This window comes from Streptomyces sp. BL1 (genome assembly GCF_057628045.1).
Map to the genome: position 1 here is coordinate 155,140 of NZ_JBXYWZ010000002.1, position 17,662 is coordinate 172,801.

A 17,662-nucleotide genomic window follows, 5' to 3' on the forward strand; every position below is an offset into this window, starting at 1 on the left:
TCGTGAGTCGTCGGGTGGGGACAGCGGCGGGGGACGCCGGGGCCGGAGGCGGGGTGGACGGGCGGGCTGTCGCGGCGGCCTCGGTCACCGTGCTGCTGTGGGCGTCGTCGTTCATCGCGATCCGCAGTTCCGCCACGCATTTCGGGCCGGGCGCGCTCGCCTTCGGCCGGCTGGCGGTGGCCTCCGTGGTGCTCGGCGCCCTGCTGCTGGTCCGGCGTGGCGGCTTCCCGCCCCGTGAGGCGTGGCCGGGCATCGTCGCCTCGGGTCTGCTGTGGTTCGGCGCGTACACGGTGGCGTTGAACTGGGGTGAGCACCATGTGGATGCCGGAACGGCGTCCCTGGTGGTCAATGTCGGCCCGATCCTCATGGCGCTGCTGGGCGGCTGGCTGCTGAAGGAGGGCTTCCCGCCGAAGCTGATGGCGGGTGTGGCGGTGTCGTTCGCCGGGGCCGTGGTGGTCGGGCTGTCCACGTCCGACGGGGGAGGTTCCTCGCTCCTCGGCGTGCTGCTGTGCCTGTTCGCGGCGGTGGCGTACGCGGTGGGCGTGGTGGTCCAGAAGCCGACGCTGAAGCACGCCACGCCGATACAGGTGACGACGTTCGGCGCGCTCGCGGGTGCGGTGCTGTGCCTGCCGTTCGCCGGGCAGCTGGTCTCGCAGGTGGGCCGGGCGCCGCTGTCGGCGACCTTGCAGGTGGTGTATCTGGGTGTCTTCCCGACGGCCCTGGCGTTCACCACATGGGCCTACGCGGTGTCGCGTACTACCGCCGGGAAGATGGGCGCCACGACGTACGCGGTGCCGGTGCTCGTCGTCATGATGTCGTGGCTGTTCCTGGGCGAGGTGCCGGGCCGGCTCACGCTCCTCGGCGGGCTCCTCTGTCTGTCCGGGGTCGCGGTCTCGCGGATGCGGGGGAAGCCGCAGGCCCTCGTGCCGGAGGGCGGGCTGGAGAACGGGACTGCTCCGGAGGCCGACGTGTCGCCGGAGTCCGCGAAGTAGCCCGCCTCCGCCGCGGGGTGCCGGTGCCGTGTACGACGCGGCACCGGCACCTTGTCGTCTCCGGTGAACTGCCGCTTCCCGCACGGCTCTTGACGCGGGCTCCGCTCATGGAGCACTTTGCACCTAGGTGAGAACACACCTAGGTGCCGGGGCGGAGGGAGGCCGGGCGGTGAAGTTCGAGCATGTGCTGCTGGGGCTGCTGGCGATGCGTCCGCGCAGCGGCTACGACCTGCGGCAGTGGCTGCGGACCGAGGGCGGTTTCCTGCGCTCGCACGTCCACCAGAGCCAGATCTACCGGCTGTTGGGCCGGATAGCCGACGACGGCTGGGTGACGTGGGAGACCGATCCGCGCGACGGCCGGCCGGACGCCAAGGTCTACCGTCTGACCGAGGCGGGCCGGCGTGTCCTGCTGGACTGGGTGCACTCGCCGTACGAGCCGCCGAGCCGGTTCCAGGATCCCGACTTCGCCGCGCGTTTCCTGTTCGGCGGGATGCTCGATCCGGACGTGCCGTTCCGGCTCATCGACACCGAACTGGCGTACAGGCGGGCGCAGGTGGCGTCCTTCCGCGGCCGGGACCGCTCGGTGCGTTTCGAGGAGTCGGTGCCGGAGGCGGATCCGGACCGGGCCCGGCTGCTGTTCGAGCTGATGCATCTGGAGGGCGCGCGGGCCGTGGACGCCTGGATCGCGTGGCTGGAGCACACCCGGCGCCTGCTGGAGGACCGTACGAAGGCCGGGCCGGACCCCGGCGGCGCGGACGAGGACGTAACGCCGTGGGACGGGGCCGAGGGCCCGACGGCACGCGGCAGAGCCGAGGTCGACGACGCGAGAGGGCACCGATGAAGGCCGTCATGGTGATGTTCGACAGTCTCAACCGGCGGATGCTCGCCCCCTACGGCTGCGACTGGGTGCACACGCCGAACTTCGGCCGTCTCGCCGACCGCAGTGCCGTCTTCGACAACTGCTATGCGGGCAGCATGCCGTGCATGCCGGCCCGGCGGGAGATGCACACCGGGCGGTACAACTTCCTGCACCGCTCCTGGGGCCCGCTGGAGCCGTTCGACGACTCGGTGCCCGAACTGCTGGGCGGCGCCGGGGTCCACACACATCTGGCCACCGACCACCAGCACTACTGGGAGGACGGCGGCGCCACCTACCACCAGCGCTACCGCACCTTCGAGTTCTTCCGCGGCCAGGAGGGCGACAAGTGGAAGGGCCAGGTCGCGGACCCGGACATTCCCGACTCGCTGAGCTGGCGCAACGGGCCGCTGTGGCGGCAGGACTGGGTCAACCGGCAGTACCTGGCGGATCCGGCGGACCATCCGCAGACGCGCACGTTCGACGCGGGGCTGGAGTTCCTGGAGACGAACCGGGACGCCGACCGCTGGTTCCTGCAGATCGAGTGCTTCGATCCGCACGAGCCCTTCTTCAGCTACGACGACCACAAGAAGCACTACGAACACGCGTGGGAGGGCCCTCACTTCGACTGGCCCGACTACAAACGGGTCACCGAGGACGAGGCGGCCGTCGACCACGCGCGCCGCGAGTACGCCGCGCTGCTGACGATGTGCGACGCCTCGCTGGGGCGGGTGCTGGACGCCTTCGACACGTACGGGCTGTGGGAGGACACGATGCTCATCGTGTGCACCGACCACGGCTTTCTGCTGGGTGAGCACGGCTGGTGGGGCAAGAACATCCAGCCCTGGTACGACGAGAACATCCACACCCCGCTGTTCGTGTGGGATCCGCGCAGCCGGGCCACCGGACGCCGCGACGCGCTCGTGCAGACCATCGACCTGGGCCCGACGCTGCTGGACTTCTTCGGCCTCGCCCCCACGGACGACATGCAGGGCCGGCCGCTGGCCGGTGCGGTGGCGGCGGACGAACCGGTGCGGGAGGCCGCGCTGTTCGGCAACTTCGGCGGACATGTGAACGTCACCGACGGCCGCTACGTGTACATGCGGGCCTGCGCCGACCCTTCAAATCAGCCGCTGTACGAGCACACGTTGATGCCCACCCACATGAACAGCCGCTTCACCCCAAACGAGTTGCAGGAAGCAGAGCTGGTCGAACCGTTCTCCTTCACCAAGGGAGTGCGGACCCTGCGGATGCCCGGCTTCGCGGTGGGCAGCCCGTACGCCTTCGGCACGCTGCTGTTCGACCTGGCCACCGACCCCGGGCAGGAGCATCCGCTGACCGACGACGAGGTGGAGCTGCACATGTGCGGCCTGCTCGTGGAACGCATGCGGGCGAGCGACGCGCCGCTCAGCCAGTACGCGCGGCTGGGCCTGCCCGCAGAGGGACCGGTCACCGAGCACCACCTGCTGGCCCGCGAGCAGCTGCCGCAGGCGGAACGCGCCCGTGAACCGCTGCCCGACGCCGCCGACTTCCCCGACACGCCCCTCTCGGTGACCACCCCGCTGAAGGACATCCTGGCCGCGCCCGGCGGCCGGGAGGCCGTGCAGCGGCACGTACCGGCGCTGCTGTTCCCCGGTCTGCTCGCCCTGGCGGCGGCGCTCGCGCCGTTGCAGCTCGCCGCCATGAGCCCCGCGGTGCGGCCGGAACATCTGCACGCCCTGGCCGACGACTTGGCCGCCCTCTCCCCCACCGGCTGACCCGCGCCCCTGCCGCCCGTTCGCACCCGGGCCGCACCACCGCGTACGTACGCCGTCACGCCCCGACAGTCATCGGTTTCCATCGGCCTCCACGACGAGGTGGTGCCCCGTCATGTCCGAACACACCACTGCCCCCGCCCACGCCCCGGCCGGCCCGCCCGTACGGGTACCCGGCCGCCGGCGCCAACTGGGCGTCCTCACGCCCACGGTGCTCACCGACAACGGTGAGAACTCCGTCCTGAGCACGCTGTTCGCCGCCATGCGCCAGTCGCTGGGCATGTCCCTGAGTCATCTCGGTCTCCTCCAGGCACTCTCCCGCGTCGTCGGCGCGGTCTGCGGCCCGCTCTGGATCGCCGTCGCGGGGCGGCTGGGCCGCCGTACCGTGCTCGTGGCGTCGGGCCTGATGATGGGCGTGTTCCTCGCACTGTGCGGCGCGGCCCAGAACATCGGGCAGCTGCTGGTGCTCTACGGTCTGGCCGCCGTCGGCGCCGCCGCGGGCCAGCCGGTCATCCACGAGGTGCTCAGCGACCTGTTCGACGAACCCAGCCGGGGCCGCGCGGTCGGCACGATGTACGGGGCGGCAGCGCTGGGCGGCTCACTGCTCACGCCGCTGCTGGCCCAGTTCGCGAGCGCGCCGGGCGGATGGCGGGCCGGTTTCGTCCTGCTCGGCGTGCTGTGCGTGCTGGCCTCGCTGCTGGTGCTGCTGTTCTTCCGGGACCCGGCGGCCGGCGCGAGCGACGTGACGGGCGGCACACCGGAGGCCGCCCGCAGGCGCGCCCGGCCCTTCTCGCAGCAGCAGCTCGCCGAGCTGTTCCGCATCCCCACCTTCGTCCTGATGGTGATCCAGCGGCTGTTGAGCGGGCACCTGCTGGTGGCGAGTTTCGCCGTGGTCTTCCTCGTCGACGAGCGCGGCTTCGGCACGGCGACCGCGGCGCTGATCGGCTGCTGTTCGGCGTGATGACCTTTCTGCAGGGCGCCACCCCGGGCGTGAACCGGCCCCTCGTCATGGCCGTCACCCCGCCGGAGCTGCGGGGCCCGGCGTTCGCCGTGCTCATCTCGGTGGCCGAGGCACTGGCGTACGCGGCGTTCAACATCGGCGCCGGCGCCCTCGGCGACGTGGTCGGCCTGCGGCAGGTCTTCCTGTGGGTGCTGGTCGTCCTGATGCTCGTCAACGCGCTCTTCTGCGGTCTGCTGCACCGCAGTTACCCCGGGGACGCGGCGCGTGTCGCGCGGCGTGTGCGGGGTGAGCCCGTGGGGTGACGGTCAGCGGGCGCCGGGGATTTCGCCTTCTTCCGTGACCGTGCGGGCGATGTCGCGGAGTTTGCGGTTGTGGTCCTGGGAGCTCTTCTTCAGTACCGCGAAGGCCTGTTCCTCGGTGATCTTGTAGCGCTCCATGAGGATGCCGAGGGCCGCGCCGATCTCCTGCCGGGTCTCGATGGCGGCATGCAGCTGTGCGTGGGTGCGGGCGCTGGAGAGGGAGACGGCGGCGTGCGAGGCGAGGAGCCAGCCGACCCGCTCGGAGCGTTCGGTGAAGGAGTTGGGGCGGATGGAGTAGAAGTTCAGGGCGCCGAGGTTGTCGTCCTCGGTGTAGAGCAGGAACCCCATCATGCTGCCGATGCCCAGCTCGCGGGCCTGGGGCACGTACAGCGGCCACCGCACCTCGCGGGTGGTCATGTCCGCGATCCGGTAGACCTCTTGGAGGCGCCACGCCGCGTCGAAGCAGGGGCCTTCCGACAGCCGCTCCTGCAGCGCGTCGGAGGCGCGCACCAGGTCGCTGCTGGCGGCGAGGGAGGTCACCTGCGTGTTGTGCAGGCTGAGGATGCCTGCCGCGTCGCAGCCGTCGACCATGTCGAGGGCGTAACGCACGACGCAGTCGAGCGTCGCCTGCAACGAGTCCTGGGCGAGCAGGTCACGCGCCATGTCGGCCAGCGCCGTGGCCAGTTCCTCCCATGTGTCGTTCTGCACGCGCCGCGCACCCCTCGCTGCCCCATCGCCCACCCCGAGCGAGGATTCACGATACCTGGGCCGGGTGGTGGCCGGACCACGGCGCTGTGGCTTCGTCACCGTGCGGCTCAGGTGGTTACGGTGCGTTATTCGCGCCGCCTGTCCCCAGAGGGGGGTCGCGTTGGCTGTCTTCCCAACCAGCGCGACCTCGCCAACACGACACCCGGGTATCGAGGCGGCGTACACCAGGGGTTACCGCTCACCGGCCATCTACACCTGGTGTGGCCTCCCGTACGAAACCCCTGTGCGGCAGCCGCTTCACCTCCCGTTCCGTTACTGTCGGTGCACGCGGCGGGACGGGCTCATGTGCCGGGCAGGGTACGGCCGTTGAGCCATTCCGGCAGGGGGCGGTAGACGGTGAGGCGTTCCGCTTCCTTTTCGATGAGCATGCTCTCGGGGGCCGGTGCCGTCTCGCCGTCGTAGGACAGGACGGTGCCCGGGGAGATCCCGTCGAGCCGCAGCCGGCGGCCGCGGGCCGCGGCGTGCACGGGCGAGCGGTGCAGCAGTCCGGTGAGGGCCGCGGTCACCAGCCGGGTGCGGGCCAGCCGGCCGCCGCGTACGAGGTGGATGTCGAGGGTGCTGTCGGCGAGGTTGAGCCGCCGGGCGCCGCCCGTACCGCCGGCCAGTCCGCTGTAGGAGCAGTTGCCGGCGAACAGCAGCCACAGGGAGCGGCGGCGGTCGTTGACGGTGACCTGGAACGGGCGGGAGTGGCGCAGTACGTGGACGGCGGCGAGCACTCCGGCCGCCCACGGGCCGACGCGGCGCTCCCAGCGTTCGCGTACTTCGACGAGTTCGCCGTACGCGCCGAGGCTGAAGGTGTTCACGAAGTGGCCGGGTTCCGCGCCGGGTTCGCCCGCCCAGCCCGGTTCGGCTGCCCCGCCCGGTTCGCCCGCCCCGCCGCCCGGTTCGGCTGCCGCGTCCGGGCCGGGGGTGAAGCGGGCCATGTCGAGGGCGACGGCCTGGCCCTCGCGTACGGCTCGTGCGGTGTCCTCGCAGGTGGCGATGGCGAGGTCCTGGGCGAGGTGGTTGTAGGTGCCGCCGGGCAGTACGGCGAGGGGGACGCCGTGCTGGAGTGCGGCGCGGGCCGCGGCGTTGACGGTGCCGTCGCCGCCGAACACGCCGAGCGCGCCGCCGGTTTCGGCCGCGTGCTGGGCTGTCTTCTCCAGCAGTTCGGTCAGCGGGCCCCGGTCCTCGCGCCAGACGGTCACCTCGGCCGCGGGCAGTGCGGCCGGTATCTCCTCCAGGAGGTCCGCCGAGCCGGAGCCGGGGTTGGCGACCACCGACAGGCCGCGGCCCGCAGGCAGCGCGGGCGCGTCCAGCAGGGGTTGGGCGGGCGCGGTGTGCTTGCGCGAGGTGATGACCGCCCGCACCGCGAAGGCGGAGGCGGCGCCGAGCGCGGCGCCGGTCAGCACGTCGCTGGGGTAGTGGACGCCGGTGTAGACGCGGGAGAAGCCGACCGCGGCGGCGACCGGCAGCAGCGCCGCGCCCCAGCCGCGGGACTCCAGGGCCACGCCGGTGGCGAACGCGGCGGCGGACGCGGAGTGCCCGGAGGGGAAGGAGGTGCTCTGCGGCAGGCGCCTCAACTGCCGTACGAGCGGCACCTCGTCGAGGACGGGGCGGCTGCGGCGCACCGATCCCTTGCCGAGGGTGTTGACCACGGCGGAGGCGGTGGCGAGGGAGATGAGTCCGCGGCGCGCGCCCCTGCGGGCCCGCGGTCCGCCGATGCCGGAGACGGCGATGCCGGCGGCCACTCCCATCCACAGTTTTCCGTGGTCGGCGCTGCGGCTCAGCCGCGGCAGCACGCCCTCGGCGCGCGGCCAGTGGCGTACGGCGACCGTGCGGAAGGCCGACCTGTCCCAGTCGCTCAACGCGGCCAGGACGCGGCCGGTGCCGGCGGCGCCCCGCGCCCCGGCCTGCCGCAGCCACGTTTGTCCACGGGTCTCCATCAGCCGTCCCCTTGCTTGCGTACGTCGTTCACGGGCATCCGGCCTCCTGCCCGGGGAGCGCGAGTTCACAACCCCTGCGGGCACGCGGCGACGTGACGCTGCGCACGGTCGGCCGCCGGGGGCGGGCGGATACCGGCCGGTGCGACGGGCGGATTGCATCGATTGCCGGGGCATGTCCCGTACGCGAGTCCGTGCCGCGGCGTAACCGGAATTCTTCGTTCTGGATGTGCGGAGAACTCGCCGGGGGCTCACCAATTCTGCGGGTGTGGAGACGTGACGAGCGGGTAACAGACCCTGCATTCGCAGTCCGTGACAGACCATAAGACGTTCTTCATCCCGCCCGCCCGGGAAGCGGACGGGGAACGCTGAACCGACTGCGGGAACGCGGTTTGTGAAACGGCGACAGGAAACTCGGGAGGCATGCTCGAAGAACAAGTGAGGACAGCGCTCCGCCTCGCCGCGGAATGCCCGCGGAAGAATTCCGGGACCCCACCGCGCACGGAAGGATTCATGAGCACGACGAATGTGACCCACAACAGGCCCACGCCCGCCCCCATGACGACCACCTATCTGCGCAGCAGCTCACAGGCCCGGGAGGTCACTCGCGGATTCCTGGCATCGCTCGCGTCACCGCCGACACCCGAGACGACCGACACCGCACTGCTCGTCGTCTCCGAACTGGTCACCAACGCCATCAAACACGCCGGCGGCATCACCGAATTCCGTCTCGACGCCTCGGCGCACGTCCTGAATATCACTGTCAGCGACCCGAGTTCGTCGCTGCCGCAGGAACGCACTCCCGATCTGTCCGGGCACGGCGAGGGCGGCGGCTTCGGATGGCCGCTCATCCGCCGCCTGACCAGCGAACTCTCCATCGATCTGGGCAGCCGTCACACCAAGCGGATCCGGGCGGCCGTTCCCATGTGACACTCCCCCGGCGGGCCCTCGGCCCGCGCCGGCCCGCCGTGTGAAGGGGTTGAACGGCGCGGGGAGCGGGCATGGACCGGTGAACAGGCCACCCACAGTGTCCCGGAACGCCGAGCCGCCGCTATGGATATGAGGGGGAGTCACCTGTCATGCGTGCCATCCAGCACGCTCGCCGTCCCGCCACTTCCGTCGAATACGCGTTGCCGCACCATGGAAGGTCTCCGCGCTGGGCGCGGATGCTGACCGGGGAGTTTCTCAGTGGAACGCTGTATGAGAATTCGCCGTCGCGCGGTGACGCACAACTCGTCGTTTCCGAACTGGTGGCGAATGCCACCGAACACGGGGAGAGTCCCTGCCGTCTGCGGCTGCACATCACGGCAGCCGCGCTGACCGTCGAAGTGCACGACGACAGTCCGCACATGCCCCGCTCCCCCGTGGCCGGCTCGTCCGCGGAGCGCGGGCGGGGTCTCGCCATGGTGCGCTGCCTGGCGCAGGACTTCCGCGTCGCCAGAACGCCGCACGGAGGCAAGACCGTACGGGCGGTGCTCACGGCCACGTAGGCGCCTGCCGTCCGGACCCGGACGCACGAGTCCGGTGTCCCGCCGCGTATCAGAGGTGTCCGAGCAGGACGTGCAGAGCCGGGTTGTCGTTGTTCTCGCGCCAGGCCAGGCTCAGTTCGACCGGCTCGGGCGCGGTCAGCCGTACGGCCTTGAACACGACGCCGGCGTAGCGCAGCCGTGCCGCCGCCTCGGGGACGAGGGCCACGCCCCAGCCGCTGTTGACCAGCGCGAGGATGCTGTGCACCTGGCTGAGGTACTGGGCGAAGACGGGTGTGGTGCCGGCCGCGCGGAAGATGCTGATCAGCAGCTCGTGGAAGTAGCGGGCCTCGATCGGGGAGTACATCAGTACGTCCTGCCCGTCGAAGTCCGCGACGTCGAGGGGCTCTTCGCGGCCGGCGAGCGGATGGCCCGCGGGGAGCGCGGCGAGCAGTCCCTCGCGCAGGGCCGGGCGGGATTCGAGCCCGGGTCCTGTGACGGGCGGGCGTACGAGTGCCAGGTCGAGGCTGTGCTCGGTCAGTGCCTCCAGCTGGTCGCGGGTGATCATCTCGCGGAGCACGATCTCCACGCCCGGCATGACCGTACGGGCCGTCTCCAGCAGGGTGTCGAGCATCGAGTACGCGCTCGCCGCGGTGAACCCGACGGCGAGGCTGCCGGCTTCACCCGCGGAGACCTGGCGGGCGGCGAGGGTGGCGTGCTGTGCCTGGCGCAGCATGCGGCGTGCCTCGTGGAGGAAGGCGCGGCCCGCGGGGGTGAGGCGTACGGACCGGTTGCGGCGGTCCAGGAGGCGTACGTGCAGGTCGTTCTCCAGGAGCTGGATCTGGCGGCTCAGCGGCGGCTGGGTCATCTGGAGCCGCTCCGCCGCGCGGCCGAAGTGCAGCTCTTCGGCGACCGCCACGAAGTTCGTCAGCTGTGTGAGCGTGAACAACGATGCTCTCCCGGTATCAGTGCATGCCAATTTTGTGTTGGACGTGGATCGTTGGCTGACCCTAGCCTCACAGGCCGTATGGCGAGGCGGTGTGGACGCGCCGCCGGACCCGGACGTTCCCCCTGCGTACGCCCCCTCTCACAGTCAAGGACACGCCAGTGGTGACCACGACACACGCAACCGTTCAGGCCGCGCAGCAGTCGGGTGCGGCCACCCTGGACCGGATCTCCTGGATCCGGCTGTCCTCCGTCTCCCTCCCCCTCGCCACGCCCGTCAGCGACGCGAAGGTGCTCACCGGGCGGCAGAAGCCGATGACGGAAGTCGCCTTCCTGTTCGTCGAGTTGGCCACCGAGGGCGGGCATGAGGGCATCGGCTTCAGCTACTCCAAGCGCGCGGGAGGGCCCGGCCAGTTCGCGCACGCCGAGGAGATCGCGCCGACGCTGATCGGCGAGGACCCCAGCGACATCGGCAAGCTCTGGACCAAGCTGGTGTGGGCGGGCGCGTCCGTGGGCCGCAGCGGTCTGGCCACGCAGGCCGTCGCCGCCTTCGACGTGGCCCTGTGGGACCTCAAGGCCAAGCGGGCAGGGCTGCCGCTGGCCAAACTGCTGGGCGCCCACCGGGACTCGGTGCGCTGCTACAACACCTCCGGCGGGTTCCTGCACACGCCTCTGGAGGAGCTGCTGGAGAACGCGTCCGCCTCGCTGGAGGGCGGAATCAGCGGCATCAAGATCAAGGTCGGTCACCCGGACCGCAAGGAGGATCTGCGCCGGCTGACGGCCGTACGCGAGCACTTGGGCGACGACGTGCCGCTCATGGTCGACGCCAACCAGCAGTGGGACCGGCCCACCGCACAGCGCATGGGCCGGGCCTTCGAGGAGTTCGGGCTGGTGTGGATCGAGGAGCCGCTGGACGCGTACGACGCGCAGGGCCACGCCGCGCTCGCCTCCTCCCTCGACACGCCCATCGCCACCGGGGAGATGCTGGCCAGCGTCGCCGAGCACTGGGAGCTGATCCGGCACGGCGCCGCCGACGTCATCCAGCCGGACGCGCCGCGCATCGGCGGCATCACCCAGTTCCTGAAGCTCGCCACCCTCGCCGAGCACCACCACCTGCAGCTCGCCCCGCACTTCGCGATGGAGATCCACCTGCACCTCGCGGCCGCCTACCCGCACGAGCCGTGGGTGGAGCACTTCGACTGGCTGGAGCCGCTGTTCAACGAGCGTCTGGAGACCAGCGGCGGCCGTATGCAGGTGCCGTCCCGGCCCGGCCTCGGCATCACCCTCACCGACCAGGCCCGCGCCTGGACGAAGCAGCAGTGCGAGGTCGGCACCCGCCCCTGACTTCTCGCGGCGGCGGCACGGCCGCACCGCAAGTCCCTCCGCCCCGCGGGCATACCGCCCTGTGCATCCGACGCTCGCCGGCTAGCCGGCGAGCGTCGTGCTTTCGCGGATGATGAGGTCGTAGCCGGCGGTGACCGTGGTGTGGGGGGTTTCCGTTTCGGCTGTGATGCGACGCAGCAGGGCGTCGACCGCGAGGTGGGCGATGGCGCGCTTGTCCGGGGCGACGGTGGTGAGGGAGGGGACACTGAAGCGGGTCTCCTCCACGTCGTCGAAGCCGACGACGGCGAGGTCGCGGGGGACGTGCAGGCCGTGTTCGTGGGCGGCGCGCAGAGCGCCGGAGGCGAGCTGGTCGTTGAAGCAGAAGACGGCGTCGGGCGGATCGTCCAGGGCGAGCAGCGTACGCATGGCGGCGGCGCCGTCGGCGCGGGTGAACAGGGGGGTGGCGGGGGCGAGTCGGGGATCGTGGGGGACGCCCGCGTCGTGCAGGGCTGTGAGGTGGCCGTGCATGCGCTGCACCGTGGTGGCGTGGTGGGGGCCGTCGGCGGGCTGTCCGATGACGCCGATCCGGCGGCGGCCGAGCGAGAGCAGATGGGCCGTGGCGTCGCGGGCCGCGGCGGAGTTGTCGATGAGGACGTGGTCGGCCGGGATTTCGTAGGACTGCTCGCCCAACAGGACCAGCGGTACGCGCCGTTCGCGGGAGGCGAGCATGCGCTGGTCCAGGCGGAGCGGACTGAGCAGGACGCCGTCGATGAGCGGGTCGCTGAGTCCGCAGGCGATGCGGAGCTCTTCCGCGGGGTCTCCCCCGGTGTCCTCGATCAGTACGGTGCAGCCGTGCCGCTTCGCGGCCGCGATGACTTCGGCGGCGAGCTCGGCGAAGTAGGGCGCGACGAGTTCGGGGACGGCCAGCGCGATGACGCCGCTGCGCCCCGTACGCAGGTGCCGCGCGGAGGCGTTGGGCTGGTAGTCGAGCTCGGCTATGGCGCGCAGGACGCGCTCCCGGGTCTGCTCGGCGACCCTGGCCTGTCCGCGCACGACGTTCGACACGGTCTTGATCGAGACGCCCGCGCGCTCGGCGACGTCCTTGAGGCGTGTGCTCGCCACGTTCTCCCCCCCTTCCGCCCCTGGGTCGCACGCCCGGGGCGAGTCCGGTGTGCCGTGCCCCGGCCGGCTGGTGCCGGACCAGGGTAGGCCATGGTTCATCGTTGTCACACGGGGACCGTCCTGACCGCTCCCGTACGTCGGGGCCCTCGCAGCGCGCTCCGGCCCACCAGGCAATTGCGCCAGGGGTGTTGACGCTCGACGCCCCCCTGGGTACAACGTTGTAACCCCGATGTCACAAGACGCCAACGCATCTTCGCGTCACCAAGTTCCCACGTTGTAACACTCTTTGCTGTCGGCTGTCGTGGAAGGACGCCCCTCATGCGGGATCACGTACCGCACGCCGCTCCACCCCACCGCTCGCGCCGCGGACTGCTGCGCGGCGCACTGGCGCTGGGCGCCGCCGGCGCCTCGACGGCCGCGCTCAGCGGCTGTGGCAGCACCGTGGCCCAGGGGTTCACCGGGGGCGAACCCACGCCCTCCCGGCTCAACTTCTGGAACCCGTTCACCGGAGGCGACGGCGAGCGGATGCTGGCCATGCAGGACGCCTACCGGAAGCGGCACCGCGAGACCGAACTGAAGTCGGCCACGTTCCTGTGGGGCAACCCGTACTACACGAAGCTCTCCCTCGCGACGCTGGGCGGCCGCCCGCCGCACGTCGCCGTCGCCCATCTGTCGAAGGTGCCGACCCTCGTCCAGGCGGGCCTGCTGACTGAGCTCGACCCGGCGGAGCTGGAGCGGTACGGCCTGAGCCGCGGCAAGTTCGACAGGCGGCCGTGGGAGAAGGCGCACGTGGACGGCGCGCTGCACGCCGTACCGCTGGACACGCACCCCTTCGTCCTCTACTACCGCACGGACATCGCCGACAAGGCCGGATTGCTCGACGGGCAGGGGCAGTTGACGGACATCGAGGGGCCCGACGCGTTCGTCGACGCGCTCAAGGCCGTCAAGGAGGTGACCGGCGCCTGGGGCTGTTCGGTCGCCGCGGTCAAGGACGCCTCGACGCAGTTCCGGCTCTTCTGGTCCTTCTACCGGCAGTTGGGCGGCGGCGACCTCGTCGCCGACCGGGGCCGCAAGGTCGTCATCGACACGGAGGCCGCGGCCGAGGCGCTCGCCTACCTGCGGCGGCTGACGCGGGAGAAGGTCGTGCCCACCGGCGCCGACGGCATGGGCGGCGCCATCACCCTGCTCAACACGGGCAAGGCCGGCTTCCTCATGGACGGCGTGTGGCAGGTGCTCGCCGTGCGGGACGCGAAGGTGAAGTTCGACATGCGGCCGCTGCCGCGCATCTTCAAGGACGCGCCGTACGCCTGCGCCGCCGACTCGCACGCACTGGTGCTGCCCAAGGCGCCCTCGGAAGAGGCTCAACGCCTCGACGCCTCCCTGGAGTTCGTCGCGACGATGCTGCACGACAGCCGGCTGTGGGCGGAGGGCGGTCACGTCCCCGCCTGGCTGCCCACCCAGCGCTCGCGCGCCTACCGCTCGCTCGTGCCCCAGTCGCACTACGCGACGGCCGCGGACGGCGCGGCGTACGAGCCGGAGGCTTGGTACGGCGGCGCGGGCAGCTCGCTCCAGCTCGTCGTCGGCGACGCGGTGACCTCGGTCTTCACGGGCGCCACCAGCCCCGCGGCGGGTGCCGCGCGGATGCGCCGCGAGCTGCGCGAACTGGCAGCCCAGCCGGCCCCGGTGTGATCCGGCAGCAGCGCGGCGGCCCGGCCGCCGGACGCCCTGCCCGTACGTCCACTGACCCCGTATGCCGGAACGAAAGGGCCGTCCCATGGCCACGACCGCACCGACCACGACCGTCCGCGTCCGCGACCGCTGGGCGGGCCCGGGCATGCTGCTGCCCTTCGGCCTCTTCTACGTGCTCTTCCTGGTGGGGCCGCTGATCTACACCGCCGTCGCGGGGTTCTTCGACACCAGCCTCTACAAGGGCGGCCTGGGCGACTGGGCCGGGCTCTCCAACTACGCGACGGTGCTGGGCGACAGCGAGTTCTGGCGCACCCTGAAGAACACCCTGTGGTTCACGGTCCTCACCACCGTGCCGCTCGTGCTGCTGTCCCTCACGCTCGCCATCCTGGCGGACCGGTTCACGCGCGGCCGGTGGTTCTTCCGCCTGGCGTTCTTCGCGCCGTTCGTGCTGCCGTCCGCGGTGGTCTCGCTCATCTTCCTGTTCGTCTACGCGGACGAGGTCGGGCTCGGGCAGGCCATCGCGAAGGGACTCGGCGCCGACCCCGCGCCGTCCTGGCTCGGCGACCCGGACTGGGCGATGATCTCCATCGCCGCGGCCACCGTGTGGTGGACCATCGGCTTCAACTTCGTGCTCTACCTGGCCGGCCTGCAGGACATCCCGCGCGAGGTGCACGAGGCCGCGGCACTCGACGGTACGGGGCCCTGGCAGCGCATCCGGCACGTGATCGTCCCGATGCTCGGCCGTACCACGACCCTGGTGACGGTCCTTCAAGTCATCGCGTCCCTGAAGGTCTTCGACCAGATCTACATGATGACCAACGGCGGCCCCGACGGCAGCACCCGGCCGTCCCTCCAGCTGATCTACGACACCGGGTTCGTCGAGGGCCGCATCGGCTACGCCTCGACCGTCTCCCTGCTGCTGTTCGTGGTGATCCTCCTGGTGTCGCTCGTCTGGTTCGCCGTTGTCCGCCGTGCCGAGAAGGAGCGCTGACCGTGACCGCCATCGCCACCCCGACCGCAGCCGAGCGGGACGCGCGTCCCGCCACTCCCTCGCCGCCGCGGTACGACGCCGAGCGTCTGTTCAACCGTGTGGCGCTCGGCTCCCTCATCGCCTTCGCGCTGCTGTGGCTCGTGCCGCTGCTGTGGGCGTTCGCCACCTCCATACGTCCCGCGCAGGAAGTCGTCACCGACCCGACCGGCTGGTTCACCGCGAACCCCACCCTCGCCGCGTACGGGGAGATCTTCGACGCGGGCAAGCTGCCCTACTGGTACGCGAACAGCTTCATCACCTCGACCCTGACCACCGTGCTCACGGTCGTGGCCGCCTCGATGGCCGCCTTCGCGCTCTCCCAGACCCGCTTCCGGGCGCGGCGCGCCGCGTTCGTACTGCTGCTGGCCGGACTGATGATCCCCGGCCAGGTGCTGATGATCCCGCAGTTCCTGGCGCTGGAGTCGGCGGGACTGCTCAACACGTACTGGGGTGTGGTGCTGCCGCAAGTCCCCAACGTCATCGCCGTGTTCGTCTTCAAGCAGTTCTTCGACGGGCTGCCCCCGGAGCTCATCGACGCGGCCCGCGCGGACGGCGCCGGCTGGCTGCGTACGTACTGGCAGATCGTGCTGCCGGTCTCACGCCCGGTGCTCTCCGCCGTCACGATCTTCGTGTTCGTCGGCGTGTGGAACAACTTCCTGTGGCCGCTGCTCGTCGTCACCGACCCGGAGATGATGACCCTCCCCGTCGGCCTCACCTCCGTCCAGGACGTCTTCGGCGTCCCCTACGCGCAGCTGATGGCCTCCGCCGTGCTCGGCGCCATCCCGCTGCTCGCCGTGTTCCTCCTCTTCCAGCGCCGCATCGTCGAGGGAATCGCCGGAACGGGGCTCAAGTAGCCGCCCCCGTACGGCCGTTCACCGCGCGCGGCACCCACCCACCGCGATCAGTTCACACGCACCGCCAGAAAGGGCACCCGACCATGCCGCAGACCGCACGCTTCGTCATCGACCCGGACTTCGTCGTCGGCGACGTCGACCCGCGCCTGTACGGAACCTTCGTCGAGCACATGGGACGTTGCGTCTACACCGGCATTTACGACCCGGACCACCCCGGCGCCGACGAGGCCGGCTTCCGTACCGACGTGGCCGAGCTGGTGCGTGAACTCGGCACCCCGCTGGTGCGCTACCCCGGGGGCAACTTCGTCTCCGGCTACCACTGGGAGGACGGGGTCGGCCCCGCCGCCGAACGCCCCCGCCGCCTCGACCTGGCCTGGCGCTCCATCGAGACCAACCAGGTGGGCACCAACGAGTTCCTCGGCTGGGCGGCCCGCATGGGCGTGGAGCCGATGATGGCGGTCAACCTCGGCACCCGCGGCATCGACGCCGCCCGCGCCCTGGTCGAGTACTGCAACCATCCCGGCGGCACCGCCTGGTCGGATCTGCGCATCAAGCACGGCGTCACCGACCCGCACGGCGTCAGACTGTGGTGCCTCGGCAACGAGATGGACGGCCCCTGGCAGACCGGTCACAAGCCGGCCGCCGAGTACGGACGGCTGGCCGCCGAGGCGGGCAAGGCCATGCGGCAGGTCGACCCGTCCATCGAACTGGTCGCCTGCGGCAGCTCCAACTCCCGCATGCCCACCTTCGGCACGTGGGAGCGCGAGGTCCTGGAGGAGACCTACGACGAGGTCGACTACCTCTCCCTGCACGCCTATTACGAGGAGTTCGACGGCGACCGCGCGAGTTTCCTCGCCTCCGGCGCGCACATGGACCAGTACATCTCCGACGTCGTCTCCACGGCCGACCACGTACGGGCCGTGCGCGGTTCGAAGAAGCGGATCCGGCTGTCGTTCGACGAGTGGAACGTCTGGTACGCCAGCCGCTTCCCCGGCGAGCGCAACCTGGAGACCGCGGAGACCCCGCGGCTCATCGAGGACACCTACAGCGTCACCGACGCCGTCGTCGTCGGCTCCCTCCTGATCACCCTGCTGCGGAACGCCGACCGGGTGGCCATCGCCTGCCTCGCCCAACTGGTCAACGTCATCGCGCCGATCCGTACCGAACCGGGCGGCGCGAGCTGGCGGCAGACCATCTTCCACCCCTTCGCGCAGGCGGCCCGCTTCGCGGCAGGTCAGGTGCTGCGCGTCGAGGCCGACGGGCCGCGCGTCGAGACCAGCCAGTACGGCGACGTACCGGCCCTCGACGCGGTGGTGACGCACGATCAGGACAGCGGGGCTCTCACCGTGCTCGCCGTCAACCGCGACCAGGAGCAGCCGCTGCGCCTGCGGGCCGCGTTGCGCGGCCGGGCCGCCGCGTACCGCGTCGTGGAGCACCTGACCGTGGCCGACGCGGACCCGGACGCCGTCAACACCGAGGCCGCGCCGGACCGTGTCGTGCCGCGCCGTCTCGACGGTGCCCGGGTGGACGCCGAGGGCGCGCTGGAGGCGGAGCTGCCGCCGCTGTCCTGGAACGTCATCCGCCTGGCCCCCGCCGGCACCCTCGGCTGACACCCCGTCACGCGGGCGCCGGATGACGGCTCTTCACCCGGCGCCCGCGGCCCGCCCCTCTCAGGAACGCC

Annotated in this window: 16 protein-coding genes; 12 read left to right on the top strand and 4 right to left on the bottom strand. The window is 71.3% G+C overall.

Annotated elements, in window-relative coordinates:
• Positions 1–14: 14 nt before the first annotated feature.
• From AC3AGO_RS00885 to AC3AGO_RS00905, 5 genes are all read left to right on the top strand, one after another.
• Positions 15–992 carry a DMT family transporter gene (locus AC3AGO_RS00885; protein ID WP_487824501.1) on the top strand — a complete coding sequence of 326 codons (978 nt, stop codon included), beginning with the start codon at positions 15–17 and terminating at the stop codon, positions 990–992.
• A 169-nt stretch (positions 993–1,161) separates the two neighbouring features.
• Positions 1,162–1,833 (top strand): PadR family transcriptional regulator, encoded by a 672-nt coding sequence (locus tag AC3AGO_RS00890; RefSeq protein WP_487818120.1) that lies wholly within the window; start codon positions 1,162–1,164, stop codon positions 1,831–1,833.
• 8 nt (positions 1,834–1,841) lie between these two features.
• Positions 1,842–3,605 (top strand): sulfatase, encoded by a 1,764-nt coding sequence (locus AC3AGO_RS00895; RefSeq protein ID WP_487818121.1) that lies wholly within the window; start codon positions 1,842–1,844, stop codon positions 3,603–3,605.
• Positions 3,606–3,717: 112 nt separating this feature from the next.
• Entirely contained in the window at positions 3,718–4,563 is an 846-nt protein-coding gene (locus AC3AGO_RS00900) for an MFS transporter (RefSeq protein ID WP_487818122.1), read from the top strand.
• Complete coding sequence (locus AC3AGO_RS00905) at positions 4,563–4,865, top strand: hypothetical protein (RefSeq protein WP_487818123.1); 303 nt, start codon at positions 4,563–4,565, stop codon at positions 4,863–4,865. Before AC3AGO_RS00900 ends, AC3AGO_RS00905 begins: the two co-directional genes overlap by 1 nt.
• 3 nt (positions 4,866–4,868) lie before the next feature.
• On the opposite strand, the gene AC3AGO_RS00910 is transcribed toward AC3AGO_RS00905, so the two are convergent.
• Entirely contained in the window at positions 4,869–5,525 is a 657-nt protein-coding gene (locus AC3AGO_RS00910; RefSeq protein ID WP_487824502.1) for a GAF and ANTAR domain-containing protein, read from the bottom strand.
• A 386-nt stretch (positions 5,526–5,911) separates the two neighbouring features.
• The gene (locus AC3AGO_RS00915; protein ID WP_487818124.1) at positions 5,912–7,555 is read right to left on the bottom strand and encodes a phosphatase PAP2 family protein; all 1,644 of its coding nucleotides are present in this window, start codon (positions 7,553–7,555) and stop codon (positions 5,912–5,914) included.
• Between the two features lie 510 nt (positions 7,556–8,065).
• Here AC3AGO_RS00915 and AC3AGO_RS00920 point away from each other — a divergent pair.
• Positions 8,066–8,482, top strand: coding sequence for an ATP-binding protein (locus tag AC3AGO_RS00920; protein ID WP_487818125.1), 417 nt, complete (start codon positions 8,066–8,068; stop codon positions 8,480–8,482).
• A 149-nt stretch (positions 8,483–8,631) separates the two neighbouring features.
• Entirely contained in the window at positions 8,632–9,042 is a 411-nt protein-coding gene (locus AC3AGO_RS00925; RefSeq protein WP_487818126.1) for an ATP-binding protein, read from the top strand.
• Positions 9,043–9,091: 49 nt separating this feature from the next.
• On the opposite strand, the gene AC3AGO_RS00930 is transcribed toward AC3AGO_RS00925, so the two are convergent.
• The gene (locus AC3AGO_RS00930) at positions 9,092–9,967 is read right to left on the bottom strand and encodes a LysR substrate-binding domain-containing protein (protein WP_487818127.1); all 876 of its coding nucleotides are present in this window, start codon (positions 9,965–9,967) and stop codon (positions 9,092–9,094) included.
• A 158-nt stretch (positions 9,968–10,125) separates the two neighbouring features.
• Here AC3AGO_RS00930 and AC3AGO_RS00935 point away from each other — a divergent pair, with 158 nt between their 5' ends.
• Complete coding sequence (locus AC3AGO_RS00935; RefSeq protein WP_487818128.1) at positions 10,126–11,307, top strand: L-talarate/galactarate dehydratase; 1,182 nt, start codon at positions 10,126–10,128, stop codon at positions 11,305–11,307.
• Between the two features lie 81 nt (positions 11,308–11,388).
• On the opposite strand, the gene AC3AGO_RS00940 is transcribed toward AC3AGO_RS00935, so the two are convergent.
• A complete protein-coding gene (locus AC3AGO_RS00940; RefSeq protein ID WP_487818129.1) occupies positions 11,389–12,408 on the bottom strand; it encodes a LacI family DNA-binding transcriptional regulator in 1,020 nt (339 codons plus the stop codon).
• 318 nt (positions 12,409–12,726) lie between these two features.
• Between AC3AGO_RS00940 and AC3AGO_RS00945 the strand changes: the two genes are divergently transcribed.
• The 4 genes from AC3AGO_RS00945 (at position 12,727) to arfA (ending at position 17,591) form a co-directional block, all read left to right on the top strand.
• Positions 12,727–14,097, top strand: a complete 1,371-nt coding sequence (locus AC3AGO_RS00945; RefSeq protein ID WP_487818130.1) for an extracellular solute-binding protein — start codon at positions 12,727–12,729, stop codon at positions 14,095–14,097.
• A gap of 85 nt (positions 14,098–14,182) precedes the next feature.
• Positions 14,183–15,088, top strand: coding sequence for a carbohydrate ABC transporter permease (locus AC3AGO_RS00950; RefSeq protein ID WP_487818131.1), 906 nt, complete (start codon positions 14,183–14,185; stop codon positions 15,086–15,088).
• 2 nt (positions 15,089–15,090) lie between these two features.
• Complete coding sequence (locus tag AC3AGO_RS00955) at positions 15,091–15,981, top strand: carbohydrate ABC transporter permease (RefSeq protein ID WP_487818132.1); 891 nt, start codon at positions 15,091–15,093, stop codon at positions 15,979–15,981.
• Between the two features lie 83 nt (positions 15,982–16,064).
• On the top strand, positions 16,065–17,591 hold the full coding sequence (gene arfA / locus AC3AGO_RS00960; RefSeq protein WP_487818133.1) for an arabinosylfuranosidase ArfA: 1,527 nt from the start codon (positions 16,065–16,067) through the stop codon (positions 17,589–17,591).
• The last annotated feature ends 71 nt before the right edge of the window (positions 17,592–17,662 follow it).

Excerpts from the sequence above, each read along its gene's own strand:
- AC3AGO_RS00895 (WP_487818121.1), top strand. The coding sequence starts at position 1,842 with ATGGTGATGTTCGACAGTCTCAACCGGCGGATGCTCGCCCCCTACGGC.
- AC3AGO_RS00900 (WP_487818122.1), top strand. The coding sequence starts at position 3,718 with ATGTCCGAACACACCACTGCCCCCGCCCACGCCCCGGCCGGCCCGCCC.
- AC3AGO_RS00905 (WP_487818123.1), top strand. The coding sequence starts at position 4,563 with ATGACCTTTCTGCAGGGCGCCACCCCGGGCGTGAACCGGCCCCTCGTC.
- AC3AGO_RS00910 (WP_487824502.1), bottom strand. The coding sequence starts at position 5,525 with ATGGCGCGTGACCTGCTCGCCCAGGACTCGTTGCAGGCGACGCTCGAC.
- AC3AGO_RS00915 (WP_487818124.1), bottom strand. The coding sequence starts at position 7,555 with ATGGAGACCCGTGGACAAACGTGGCTGCGGCAGGCCGGGGCGCGGGGC.
- AC3AGO_RS00920 (WP_487818125.1), top strand. The coding sequence starts at position 8,066 with ATGAGCACGACGAATGTGACCCACAACAGGCCCACGCCCGCCCCCATG.
- AC3AGO_RS00925 (WP_487818126.1), top strand. The coding sequence starts at position 8,632 with ATGCGTGCCATCCAGCACGCTCGCCGTCCCGCCACTTCCGTCGAATAC.
- AC3AGO_RS00945 (WP_487818130.1), top strand. The coding sequence starts at position 12,727 with ATGCGGGATCACGTACCGCACGCCGCTCCACCCCACCGCTCGCGCCGC.
- AC3AGO_RS00950 (WP_487818131.1), top strand. The coding sequence starts at position 14,183 with ATGGCCACGACCGCACCGACCACGACCGTCCGCGTCCGCGACCGCTGG.
- arfA (WP_487818133.1), top strand. The coding sequence starts at position 16,065 with ATGCCGCAGACCGCACGCTTCGTCATCGACCCGGACTTCGTCGTCGGC.